Origin of the sequence: Aquisphaera insulae (genome assembly GCF_011064615.1) — a bacterium.
Classification (GTDB): domain Bacteria; phylum Planctomycetota; class Planctomycetia; order Isosphaerales; family Isosphaeraceae; genus Aquisphaera; species Aquisphaera insulae.
Genome location: NZ_JAALJH010000010.1, coordinates 68,818 through 81,167, shown reverse-complemented (window position 1 = coordinate 81,167; position 12,350 = coordinate 68,818). Strand labels below are relative to the sequence as shown.

6 protein-coding genes are annotated in these 12,350 nt (G+C 68.4%); 4 read left to right on the top strand and 2 right to left on the bottom strand.

The annotated features are described in order from the left end of the window. Positions 1-38 precede the first annotated feature (38 nt). From G6O54_RS08490 to G6O54_RS08480, 3 genes are all read left to right on the top strand, one after another. Positions 39-1,337: an ABC transporter ATP-binding protein gene (locus G6O54_RS08490; RefSeq protein WP_165223206.1), complete on the top strand. Its 1,299-nt coding sequence runs from the start codon at positions 39-41 to the stop codon at positions 1,335-1,337. 193 nt (positions 1,338-1,530) lie between these two features. Next, positions 1,531-3,501 carry a tetratricopeptide repeat protein gene (locus G6O54_RS08485; protein ID WP_165223203.1) on the top strand — a complete coding sequence of 657 codons (1,971 nt, stop codon included), beginning with the start codon at positions 1,531-1,533 and terminating at the stop codon, positions 3,499-3,501. A gap of 318 nt (positions 3,502-3,819) precedes the next feature. After that, positions 3,820-4,560, top strand: a complete 741-nt coding sequence (locus G6O54_RS08480; protein WP_165223200.1) for an exopolysaccharide biosynthesis polyprenyl glycosylphosphotransferase — start codon at positions 3,820-3,822, stop codon at positions 4,558-4,560. Between the two features lie 66 nt (positions 4,561-4,626). Here G6O54_RS08480 and G6O54_RS08475 read toward each other — a convergent pair whose 3' ends face one another. After that, positions 4,627-6,156 (bottom strand): FHA domain-containing protein, encoded by a 1,530-nt coding sequence (locus G6O54_RS08475; RefSeq protein WP_165223186.1) that lies wholly within the window; start codon positions 6,154-6,156, stop codon positions 4,627-4,629. A gap of 388 nt (positions 6,157-6,544) precedes the next feature. Between G6O54_RS08475 and rfbA the strand changes: the two genes are divergently transcribed. Beyond that, positions 6,545-7,447, top strand: a complete 903-nt coding sequence (gene rfbA / locus G6O54_RS08470) for a glucose-1-phosphate thymidylyltransferase RfbA (protein ID WP_165223184.1) — start codon at positions 6,545-6,547, stop codon at positions 7,445-7,447. A 50-nt stretch (positions 7,448-7,497) separates the two neighbouring features. Here the strand turns inward: rfbA and G6O54_RS08465 are convergent, their stop codons facing one another. After that, positions 7,498-11,649 carry a tetratricopeptide repeat protein gene (locus tag G6O54_RS08465; RefSeq protein ID WP_165223182.1) on the bottom strand — a complete coding sequence of 1,384 codons (4,152 nt, stop codon included), beginning with the start codon at positions 11,647-11,649 and terminating at the stop codon, positions 7,498-7,500. Between the last annotated feature and the right edge of the window lie 701 nt (positions 11,650-12,350).

Sequence of the window (12,350 nt, the reverse complement as noted above, 5' to 3'; positions counted from 1 at the left end):
CCGAGGTGCCGTCTCCCTTCCGAGGAGTGATCACGCCCATGAGCCGCCCCATCATCTCGATCGAGAACCTGAGCAAGCGTTACGTCGTCGTCTCCGGGTCGGAGTCATCGAACCGGCGCGCCGGCTATGCCGAATTCACGCTCCGGCACGCCCTGGCTTCCACCGGCATCCGCGCCCGGCGGCTGCTGACCGGGCGGAAGTCGGAGTCCCGGACCCTGACCGCAGACTTCTGGGCCCTCCGCGACGTCTCGTTCGAGGTGCAGAGGGGCCAGGTCGTCGGCCTCATCGGCCGCAACGGGGCGGGGAAGTCCACGCTCCTGAAAATCCTCAGCCGGATCACCGAGCCGACCTCGGGATTGGCCCGCCTGCGGGGGCGGGTGGCCTCCCTCCTCGAGGTGGGCACGGGCATGCATCCCGAGCTCACCGGGCGGGAGAACACCTACCTCAACGGCACCCTCCTGGGCATGAGGAAGGCGGAGATCGACCGGAAGTTCGACGAGATCGTCGCCTTCTCCGAGATCGAGAAGTTCCTCGACACGCCCGTCAAGCGCTATTCGTCGGGGATGTATGTCCGCCTGGCCTTCGCCATCGCCGCCCACCTGGAGCCGGAGATCCTCATCGTCGACGAGGTGCTCGCCGTGGGGGACTACGCCTTCCAGAAGAAATGCCTCGGGAAGATGCGCGACGTCGCCGCCGGGGGCGGCCGGACCGTCCTCTTCGTCAGCCATAACATGGGCGCTCTGAGCCAGCTCTGCGAGCTGGGGGTCTACCTCAAGGACGGCTGCGTCGAGGAGGTGGGACCGGTCAAGGACGTGATCATGTCCTACATGAAGGCGGGCCTGGACCACAACGCGGCACGGGCGACCTTCCAGCCCGATCCCCAGAAGCCCGGTCAGTTCCTCTCCGCCGAGGTCCTCCGGCCCGACGGCGAGGAGGCCGGCTCCGACTTCGCGTGCGACGAGCCGATCACGATCCGGCTGACCTACGAGGTCCGCCGGCCCGTGGCGGGCACTTACCTGACGCTCTATCTCCAGAACATGGAAGGGACGAGGGTGCTCCACTCGGATATCCGGGACACCAGCCCGGATACCGGGGAGCGGCTGCACCCCGGGGTCCATTCCTTCACCGTGGTCATCCCGCCGCGGCTGCTGGCCCCCACGACCTACCTCCTGACCATCGGCAGCGCCAGCAAGTATTCCGGCGTCATCGACCACCACCACGACTGTTGCGAATTCACCCTCCAGGACCTGGACAGTCAGAATCAGACGCGGCCCGGCGTGCTCGGCGTGCTCCTGCCCTGGAAGCAGAGCGATCCGCCGGCGCCGACGGCCGGCTGAGGCCGGGGCCGCCCCCGCCCGGGTCGGGCGGCCTGGCCTCCCGTCCGCAGGCACCGGCTGTTTTCCGATCACCGGATTGGGGGCGGCGCGTTATCCTAGAGGGTGAGGAGCCGGCGGCCGACCCGATGGCCCAGGCCATCGGCGGACCCCGCGGGCCGCACCGAATGGGCTTTTCGGCCGAGCATCACTCACCGTGTTCATCCTGATCTACATCGCCCTCCTGGGCTGGATCCCCTTCTGCCTGCTCCTGTTCGCCCTCGTCCCGGCCCGACAGGCCGTGGTCGCGGCGACCATCGGCGGCTGGATCCTCCTCCCCCCCACGGGCTTCTCGCTCCCGGGGATCCCCGACTTCACCAAGCTGACGGCCACGGTCTTCGGCATCCTCATCGGCACGCTGATCTTCCAGCCGAACCGCATCCTCGCGTTCCGGTTCCGGTGGTTCGACCTGCCCACGATCGCGTGGTGGCTTTGCCCGTCGATCTCGTCCCTCGTCAATGGCCTGGGAGCCTATGACGCGCTTTCCTCGCTCTTTTCGAACGCGATCGTGTGGGCCTTCCCGTATTTCATCGGCAGGGCCTATCTCGGCGACCGGGAGGGGCTCCGAGACCTCGCGATCGGGATGGCCTTCAGCGGCATCGCGCTGATCCCCTTCTGCCTGTTCGAGATGAAGATGAGCGCCGTCCTGCTGCCCCGGGTCTACGGCTTCGGCATTTTCGAGGGGGCGAGGCTCGGAGGGTGGCGCCCCCGGGTCTTCTTCTCGACCGGCCTGGAGCTCGGCATGTGGATGTCGGCCGCGTCGCTGAGCTGTGCCTGGCTCTGGAAGTCCGGCTCGCTCCGTAAATTGGGCCCGATCCCGCTGGAACTCCCGCTCCTGTCGCTCCTGATCACGACGCTCCTCTGCCGCACCTCGGGTGCCACGACCCTGCTGATCTTCGGCCTGATCATGCTCTGGCTCTCCGCCCATTTCCGCACCGGGCTCCTGCTCTGCGCCGTGCTGCTCGTCCCCCCCGCCTATCACGTGGCCCGCTCGACCAACATCTGGACGGGCGAGGGGCTCGTGCGATTCATCGAGACCTACCTGAGCGCGGAGCGGGCCGACTCGCTCAACTACCGATTCAGGATGGAAGACATCCTGGTGAAGAAGGCCCTGCAGCAACCCGCCTTCGGATGGGGCGGATGGGGGCGGAGTCGAGTCACGGACAGCAGCGGCCGGGACATCGTCGACACCGACGGGATGTGGGTGATCTTCCTGGGGACGACGGGGATCGTCGGCCTGATCTGCTGGTCCACGATGATGCTCCTGCCGGCGTGGAGCTTCGTCATCAGGTTCCCGGCCGCCCGATGGTCCGACACGGCGACGGCCCCCATGGCCATCGTCGCCTGGCTGACGGGGCTGTACATGATCGATTGCCTGGCCAACGGCTTCCTCAATCCCGCCTACATCCTGGCCATGGGGGCGCTATCGAACGCGGCCTGGTTGGTGAGCCCGACGGCCCCCTCGACGAATCGGGGCCGACCGAAGGGAGGGCTCCGCACATCCATCCCGGGCCCGCGCCCGAACGGTCCGGCCGCCCTGGGGGCCGGGGCGGCGGCCCTCGGATCGCCCCCCCCGGATGCTCGGCAGACGCTGGCCGACCGCTACCGATCGCTGGCGCGGTCCCTGAGCACCCGCGAGGCCGATCGGGCCGCGGCGGAACAGGCCCTGGCCCACGCCTACGACATCCTGTCGGAGATCGCCTCGGCCCGCCCCGGCAACGCCGAGGCCCTGAGGCAACGCCGTGATTGCGGCAATGAACTCGCCTGGCTCCTGGTCTCCCAGGGCTCCGAGCTGGGAGGAGATCCCGCCCGGGCCGTCGAGCTGGCCCGGCGGGCGACCCACGACGATCCGGACCGCGCCGACTACTGGACCACCCTGGGGGCCGCACTCTACCGCGCGGGGGATCCGGGCGCGGCGATCGAGGCCCTGGGGCGATCCGTCGCGATCCGTGGCGGCGAGGGCACGTCGAACGACCACATCTTCCTCGCCCTCGCCCACGCCCGGCTCGGGGACGTCGATGCCGCCCGCGACTACCGGGGGCGGATCGCGGCCGGGGCCCCCGGTCGCGATCCCGGGGGCGACCTCATCGCGACGATCGACAGTCAAATCGAAGCACATTCACACTAGCATTCCCCAGGATATCGCGTCGGGCGGGCGGGCCGGCCCTTCGCCCGGGCGGGCCGGCCGTGGGACCGTTCGCGCCCCCACGAATCCGCGATATCCCACGTGCTTTTGTCCATCTCACGCCGCAATGATTCCCAAAAGCAACGCCTTGCTTAGCTATGATTGACCATCCTGGAGGTCGGTGCTAAGCTGACGCCGTTTCGGACGACCCATGAGGATGCATCCTCGATCCCAACCTCGGAGGGAATCGAGAGGCCGGACGCAAGATGCTCGGCCCGGCCCGTCGAATCAGGGCCGTCGGTTCCTCGGAGATTCGCGACGATGAACCCGCCCACGAGCTCACCGAATCCCGGGACAGAGCCCGTCAAGCCGGTGGCGATCATCCGGGATGAGGTCCCGCTCCCGACCCCGCCCCGCCCGCAAATCGCCGGGCCCCTTCGGCGAGAGCTCCCGCTGAGGATCAAACGACTGATCGACTACGTCGGGGCCGCCGCGGGCCTCCTGGTGGTCGCGCCGGTGATGCTCGCCGTCGCGCTCCTGATCCGCCTGGAATCGCCGGGCCCCGTGCTCTTCCGACAGTTGCGCCGCGGACATCGCGGGCGCCTCTTCTGGGTGCTCAAGTTCCGGACGATGGTCGTGGACGCCGAGCAGCGGCTCAAGGAGCTGGAGAAGCGGAACGAATCCGCCGGGGGCGTCCTCTTCAAGATGCGGGACGATCCCAGGGTGACCCGCCTGGGACGACTCCTGAGGAAATACAGCCTCGACGAGCTGCCCCAGTTCTTCAACGTCCTGCGAGGCGAGATGAGCCTCGTCGGACCTCGTCCCCTGCAGGTCCGCGACAGCGACATCCTCGAGTCGCTGAACGCCGAGGGATACATCCGGCGGCTCGCCGTGGTGCCCGGCCTCACCGGGCCATGGCAGATCGGCGGCCGGAGCGATGTCAATCACGAACACATGGTGCGGCTCGACCTCGACTATATCGAGAACTGGTCCCTGTGGAGGGACATCCGGATCATCTTCCAGACGATCCGGGTCGTCATCGCGGGCCGGGGCGCCTACTAGGAAATCTCGGCCGGTCGAGCGGGCATCCCTCGCCCATCGGCCACCGTCCGGCGGCCGGAGCCGCGCTCAGGACGCCCCGGGCAGGAGCTTGAGGATCTTCTGCCATCGCGTCTCCCGCTCCTGCTGGAGCGTCGACATCCTCTGATGCAGCCAGAGGATGACGTCCTGGTTCACCCCTTCGTCGGCCGCCGCGGCCGCCGGTCGCGGGCGCGGGGGGGCCGGAGCCCGAGGCGTGCCGGCGACCGATGCGGCGACCGAAGGCGCCGGGATGGGCTCCGGCGGCGTCGCGGGCCCCGGCGGCGGCGGGTCGGGGAGGGCAGCCGCGGCCGCCGGGCCGATCCGGGCGGCGATCGGATTCAGGTCATCGAGCTTGTCCCCTGCCGCCTCATCCAGGCTCGCCGGATCCGGCGCCGAGGCCCGCCGCGACTCCGCCGGAGGCTGGCCCGCGGGAGGCACGGCCGAAGCTCGCGCGGCCAGCTCGATCTTGATCGCCTGCACCTCCGCGGTCAGGTCCTTGAGCTGATCGAGCTCCTCCCGGATCGTCTTCATCTGATCGCGATGCAGATTCCCGAACATCTGCACGAGCATGGACACGGCCTGCTGAAACTGATCGAGCATCTGCTGCTGCATGGCCCCGAACTGATTCACGAGCGGCATCAGGACCGACTGATCGATGTCGCCGCGGCCGAGATCGAGGGGCGCCGCCGAGACCCATGCGATGCTCGACGGCTGGACATCCGGGATCGGGGCGGGGAGCCTGTCGCGCGGCGGCTCGCTGCGGGCGGGGACCTGCGCCTCGAGCCGCAGGCCGGCCCGCGGGCGGACCTCGGACCCGAGGCCGAGGCCGAGGCGGGCGGGGCCGCGGCCATCGCCATCGCCCACGGGGCGACGACCGGCCGAGCGGACTCGGAGCCGGATCCGATACCGGCCGATGCGGAGCACATCCCCGTCCGCGATGGCGGCGAAGCGGACCCGGGCATCATTGACGGCGATGCCATCGGGCGCGAGCAGGTCGACGGCCCACAGCCCGAGCGGCGTCCTCACCAGGCTGCAATGGAACGAGGAGACGCTGGGATCGGCGAGGCGGAATTTGCAGCCGCTGGCCGAGCCGACGAGCGACATCACCCGATTCATCGGCCAGACGGCCGCGCGGGACGGCCCGTTGAGGAATTCCAGGGAGACCTCCGACAGGGGCCGCTCCGCGTGCGTGCGGGAGAGCAGCGGCGACACCCTCGGCCCGGGGACGCCCCCCCCGTCGCCGCCGCCCGACGCCCCTTGCAGCCGCCGGATCTCGAACGGGCCGATCCGGATCGACGTCTCGGCATCGAGCCATCCGGACTTCCGGAGCTGGCCCTCGCTGGCCGTCCCCGATCGGCTGTCCAGGTCGATCCAGAAGCCGACGCCCTCGACGACCTGCAGGTAGACGTGCCGACGACTCACCAGCCGATGGTCGAGGCTGATGTCCGCGCGCGGGTCGCGGCCGATCAGCGCGAACGGCTGCTGCAGGCGCCGGAGCCCGTCGTCCGCCGGGGTCAGCCCCCTCACGGCCAGGTCCAGCGCATCCCGGACGTCGCAGGCCTCTAGAAATGAACTCATGCAAACACTTAAGTACTGGATTCGGGTGATTGAATCGGGGCGCGGCGATCGGCCCACGCCCCACGGGGACGGGGCCTCACGCGCCCCGGCGCGTCCGACCCGAGGCCCGTCGCGAAGGGACCCAGCAGCAGCGCGTCCGCCGCGGGATCATGCAAGGATGCTCCTTATCCATTATCCGACACGCGGGAATGACTGTCCATCAGGGATTGACGAATCGACGCTTCCCCCGCCTGCGTCCCCCGGGTGAGTCTGGTCTCCGTCGGGGATCGGTGGCGGCGAGGAAGCCGCGCGGAGACCTGATACAATGATACCCCCGGGAGCTCCAAGGGCGACGCTCCTTGCATTTTACCCCCTGCGGTGACCATCGAAGCGACGAGGGCCTCGTATCATGTTTCGCAAAGGCATCATCCTGGCCGGCGGATCGGGCTCTCGGCTCTATCCGATCACCCGGGCGGTGAGCAAGCAGCTCCTGCCGGTCTACGACAAGCCGATGATCTACTATCCCCTGTCGACGCTCATGCTCGCGGGCATCCGCGAGGTCCTCCTCATATCCACGCCGGCTGACATCAAGAATTTCGAACGGGTCCTCGGGGACGGCAGCCAGGTCGGGATGGAGATCACCTACGCGATCCAGCCGAACCCGGGCGGCCTGGCCCAGGCGTTCCTGATCGGCCGCGACTTCGTGGGCGGCGACGACGTGGCGCTCATCCTGGGGGACAACATCTTCTACGGCCAGGCCTTCCACGGGATGCTCCAGCGGGCGAGCCGCCATGCCGGGGGGGCCACGGTGTTCGCCTATCCGGTCAAGGATCCGGAGCGGTACGGCGTCGTCGAGTTCGACGCCGGCGGACGGGTGCTCTCCATCGAGGAGAAGCCGACGCGGCCGAAGTCGCACTACGCCGTGACGGGGCTGTATTTCTACGACAACCAGGTGGTGGACATCGCGGCCTCGCTGCGGCCGTCGCCGCGCGGCGAGCTGGAGATCACCGACGTGAATCGGGCCTACCTGGAGCGAGGCCAGCTCCGGGTCGAGGTCTTCAGCCGCGGCTTCGCCTGGCTCGACACCGGGACGATCGATTCGCTCATCCAGGCCGCCAACTACGTCGAGACGATCGAGGCTCGCCAGGGGCTCAAGATCGCCTGCATCGAGGAGGTCGCATATCGGATGGGCTTCATCGACGCCGGCCAGGTCGAGCGGCTGGCGCGGCAATACCCCAACGACTACGGGCGGTATCTGCTGGACCTGACCCGGGAGCCCTCGTCGATGGCCGTCCGGGAGAGCCCGGGCTGACCGGGGCCCGGCCGCGACGGCGGCGCGGCCGCCGCCGAGGGCGGGCGATCTCACCTCGGCCCGAGGGCCTCGTTGAACCGCTTGTAGTCGTCCAACTCGAGCGGGTGGAGATCTTCCTCGGTGAGTTTCTTGACCCGGCTCATGACATGCCGGGCCGCGTCCTTGTCGCCGGCCCGGAGATGGGCCTCGGCCAGGTGCAGGAGCTTGGGGCTCGAATCCGGGGCCATCGTCGTGGCCTGGACCAGGTCCTTGATCGCGTCGTCCTTCTCGCCCATCTTGCTGTAGATCACGCCCCGGGTGTCGAGCAGGTCGGGGATCGGGCCCTGCACCTTGATGGCGCGATTGATCATGTCGATGGCCTGGGTGAGGTCCTCGTTCCGGAGGGCCAGGAGCCAGGACAGGTTGTTCAGCGCGATCACGTTGCCGCCGTCCTGGTTGATCACGGTGCGGTAGATGGCCTCGGCCTCGGGGTATCTCGATTGGCGTTCGCGGAGGTTGGCCAGCGCGATCTTCAGGGCGGTCGAGCCGGCCTTCCGGTCGATCGCCTTCTGGATCAGGCCGGCGAACCGATCCGAGTCCGCCGCGTCGAGCTTCATGGACGGGACGGTGAAAATCGCGAGCATCGCCGGGGCCAGCAGCTCGGGATTGCCCCCCTTCTCCCAGAGCTTCTCGCAGTCCGCGAACGCTTCCTTCACGCGCCCCTGTCGGGTCAGGAGGGCGGCGAGGACCAGTCGGTTGGCCGGCGTGTCGGACTGGCCGACCTGGTTCCGCAGGAGATCCTCCGCCAGCTTGACCTGGCCCAGGCCCTCGGCGATGTTGGCCAGGGAGGCCAGGATCTGATCGGCCCGGGCGCCGGCGGTCGGCCGCTGCCGGGCCACCAGGTCGGCCCGCTGCTGGATGAGCTGGACGACGGTCGGCATCAACTGTTCGGCCTTCTCGGGCTGATTCTGGGCCTTGAGGATCTGCACCTCGAGGAGGGCGGACTCGAGTTCCTTGGGCCTGAGCATCTTGAGCTTGCCGAGCAGCTCCTGGGCCTCGTTGAGGTCCTGCGAGGACTGGCTCGCCTGCGCATGCTTGATCAGCTCGTCGATGTAACTGACCAGGTAGTCGGGGCGGCGGACGACGCTCATGGGATCGCTGGCGTTCTCCGTGTGCGCCATGAGCGTGCGGTACTGGTCGTGGGCCTTGGGCCAATCGCCATCCTTGCTGTACATCCGGGCGAGTAGGAACCGATCCTCCGGGGCCTCGGCATTCGACCCGACCAGGCGTTCGATGAGGGCGCGGGCCTTGAGGTGATACTCCGGGGTCCCCTGGGACTCGTACACCTCCGCGAGGATCCGGAGGTTATCCGGGGAGATGGACGGGGAGTCCAGCTCCTTCTCGATCGCCTCGACGGACTTGAGGGCCTTCTGCTGGCCGTCCGCGTTGCGGGCCACCAGATACGTCCGCGCCAGGATCCGCCGCGCCCACGTCGCGTCGCCGGGATCCTTGAGGTTCGCCTGCAGCGCGATCAGGAGCTTCCTGGCGTCCTCCATGCGGCCGGCGCGGATCAGGAGGTCGACGAGCTGCCTGCTGATCATGGGGTCGTCGGGCCGGCCGTCGTGGGCCACGTTGAGCCAGCGGATCGCCTCGTCATACCAGCGCGCGGACTTCTCGAGGTCGACGATCGACTGCGGCCCCCCCTTGCAGGCGACCGCGAGCGTCTCGCAGCAGCGGGCCATCCCCGCGGGCGACGGCCCCTTGAGCACCTTCTCGGCCTTGGCGACGGCCTCCTCGGCCTTGTCGAGCTGGGCGGTCTGGGTCAGGAACTGGATCAGGTAGTTCCACCGCTCGGGGGCCGCGGGGCGCGCCTCGATCGCCTTGCGGAGCTCCGCCTCGGCCTCCTCGGGCTGCTTGTTGGCCACGTAGATCTGGGCCAGGCGGATCCACTTCAGCAGGTCGTCGGGGTTGGCGTCGCGGGCCTTGATCGCCAGCTTGATCGCCGCCTGGTAGTCCCCCTTGTTGATCACGTCGATGATCACGCGATCCTGCGGGTTGGCTTCGGTCATGGTCGCCGAGGGCAGCTTGTCCCAGAACTGGGACACCTCGTCGGAACGGCCCAGGGTATAGAGCAGATCCGTGGCCCGGCTGATGGTCGTCATGTCCTTGACGCCGAGGTTGATGGCCTTGACGTAGAGGGTGGCGGCCCGATCCTGGAGCTTCCGCTTCTCGTCGGCGCCGAGCCCCGGCCGGGCCAGCTCCTGATCATCGAGCGCCGCCAGCGTCAGGGGGATCTGGGCCCAGGCCGGCCGATTGATCCGCGCCAGCTCGGCGCGGGCCTCGTCGCGGATGGCCTTCTGCGCGTCCGGCGCGGCCGTCTGGGCCTCGAGCAGCTTGGCCCTGACCTTGATGAACTGGCTGGTGGACTTGTCGCTCCCCTCGACGGCCTCGATCCTCTTGATCCGCCTGGCGATCTCGTCGCGATCCTTGGTCAGGAAGGCGAGGTCGGTCAGCATGAGCTGGACGTTGAGGTCGTCGGGGGCCATCTTCTCGACCTCCGCGAGCGTGGACCGAGCCGCGGCGTAGTCGTTGAGCCGGACCAGGAACTGGGCGAGCGTCTCGAGGAGCCGCCGGCGAGCGGCCGGGTCGGACCTGGGGGCGTCCTTGGCCAGGTCGACGAGCTGCTTCGGGACGTCGGCCCCCCCCTTGGCCATCAGGAGCTGGGCCGTCGCGATCCGCCATTCCACGGAGTCCGGGGCGCGGCTCTTCAGCAACTTGACCTGGCCCTCCGCCTCGCTCCAGTCCCTCTGCCCCAGGGGCTGCTTGAGGGTGTTCGCGATCAGGAGCTGGACCAGGACGCGTCGCAGGTCCGGCGCCAGATCGACGAGCCGGCGATATTCCTGGATCGCCCCATTGATGTCGCCCCGAGACAGGAGGTTGGACGCGAGCTCCTGCCGCGCCGCTCCGTTCTTCGGGTCGGCGTCCAGGGCGCGCTTGTAGGCGGCCTTCTGCTGCTCGAAATCGCCCAACTGGCCCTCGCAGCGGGCGAGGAGGATCTGCATCCGGCTCTTCGCGACGTCGTTGAACTCGACGGAGGCCAGCATCTTGAGCAGCTTCTGCCTCGCCTCCTTCCAGTCCTTCTGGTTCACCAGCAGGCAGCCCTCCAGGAACTGCAGGCCGTTCTCGGGGTAGCCCAGGATCCTCAGCTTCTCGATCTCCATCCTCAATTCGGTCGTGTCGCCCCGGTCCGCGAGGTGGATCGCCAGGGTCGAATGCAGGGGGATCGAATCGGGCACCTGCTGGACGCTCTTGCGGGCGCGGTCGATGGCCCTGTCCCGCGACCCGGAGGCCATCTCGACCTGGACGTAGGCCTGGTGGAGGCTGAGGTCCTCCGGGAAGACCTGCAGGCCCTTGTCGAGGATCTCGCGGGCGCGGGCGTAATCCCTCGACTCGGTGGCGACCTGGGCGATCTCCTTGTAGATCTCCGGCTCGTTGGGCTGCTTGGCCAGGGCCTGTTCGAGATACCCGGTCGCCTCCTTGAGCTCGCCGGCCTGATGGTAGTAACGCCCCTGCTCCAGATAGACCCGGTAATTGTCGGGAGCCGCCTTCGCCATCTCCTCGATGGCGGCCCTCGATTCGTCCGACCGCTGGAGGTCCGACTTGAGGACCCCGGCCATGTGCCCGTAGGCCTCGATCCACTCGGCGGAGCCGCGGTCCAGGTTCTCGATCGCGGATCGATACGCCTTCACGGCCTCCTCGGGCTGCTTGAGCCGCTGGAGGCACTGCCCCAGCAGGAAGTAGAGGTGCCCGTCCTTCCTGGTCCGCAGCAGCGCTTCCAGGTTCGGCACCGCCCGCCCCACGTCGCCCAGCTTGACCGCCAGGTCGACGTAACGGGTGCGGATATCATCGCGCGATGGCGCCGCCTTGGCGAGGTCCTCATACGTCCCCAGCGCCAGCGCCTGGACCTGCTCCCCCTTCTTCTTCTCGAGGAGCTTCACGAACGAGAACTTCGCCTCGACATCGTCCGGCTCGATGGCCAGGTGCTCCCGGTAGAGGCGAAGCGCCTCGTCCTCGTCGCCGCCGCTGGCCGCTCGCTCGGCCCGGGACAGCAGGGACCGGTCCATCCTCGCGACCTGATACCGCTGGAGGAAGAAGATCGACACGAACGCCGTCGCGGCGACGACGACCAGGATGATCAGCCGGCGGAGTGTCTTCGCCCCCATGGACCCGTGCCTCTCGAGATGCGTCGCTGAAGAAGCGATTAGGAACGTGAGCTGGACGGCGCGACCGCCATCGTCGTCGGGATGCCTTCCTTCACCAAGCTTACGACCCACCCGTGGAAACATCAACCATGCGCTATGGCGATCATCCGAGGCCGTTGCCCCGAACGAACGCCCGACGATGCGACCGGGCAACAGGCGGCACCCGCCATCGACCCGCCGGCCCGCCCCCGACTACCGATTATCCGGACATACCTGGGAGGATCTCGGCCGCCGGGTGCTCGTCCCCCGGCCTCGCCCCTCGGCCCGACTCTCGACCCGATACCGATCAACCGGACATACTTCGCCCGCGAGCCGACCGATGTCCTCCCGGATGACAGGCGTTCATAGCGATAGACCGGACATGGTTGGCCCGATCGCCTCGCGGATCCCCCCCACGTCGGGACTCACAAATGGCCATCACGATAAACCGGACATACTCCGACGCCCGCCGAGCCCCTCGCTGTGCGCCCGACCATGCCGATAAACCGAGCATAGTCCGCCGGCCGATCCGGACTCGTCGCCACTCCCCACCTAACTCCCTTCCCCATGATCCCTAGGCGTCGATCCCGGATCCTTCCCCCTTGTAGTGGTCAAGGGAACACACCGATCAACCGAGCATACCTGGCCGTAGTCGCCACCTGATCTTCAGTGCGCTACCGATG

What these genes read in the sequence shown, in the direction of transcription:
- G6O54_RS08475 (WP_165223186.1), bottom strand. Translation starts at nt 6,156, where the DNA reads ATGAGTTCATTTCTAGAGGCCTGCGACGTCCGGGATGCGCTGGACCTG.
- G6O54_RS08490 (WP_165223206.1), top strand. Translation starts at nt 39, where the DNA reads ATGAGCCGCCCCATCATCTCGATCGAGAACCTGAGCAAGCGTTACGTC.
- G6O54_RS08480 (WP_165223200.1), top strand. Translation starts at nt 3,820, where the DNA reads ATGAACCCGCCCACGAGCTCACCGAATCCCGGGACAGAGCCCGTCAAG.
- rfbA (WP_165223184.1), top strand. Translation starts at nt 6,545, where the DNA reads ATGTTTCGCAAAGGCATCATCCTGGCCGGCGGATCGGGCTCTCGGCTC.
- G6O54_RS08465 (WP_165223182.1), bottom strand. Translation starts at nt 11,649, where the DNA reads ATGGGGGCGAAGACACTCCGCCGGCTGATCATCCTGGTCGTCGTCGCC.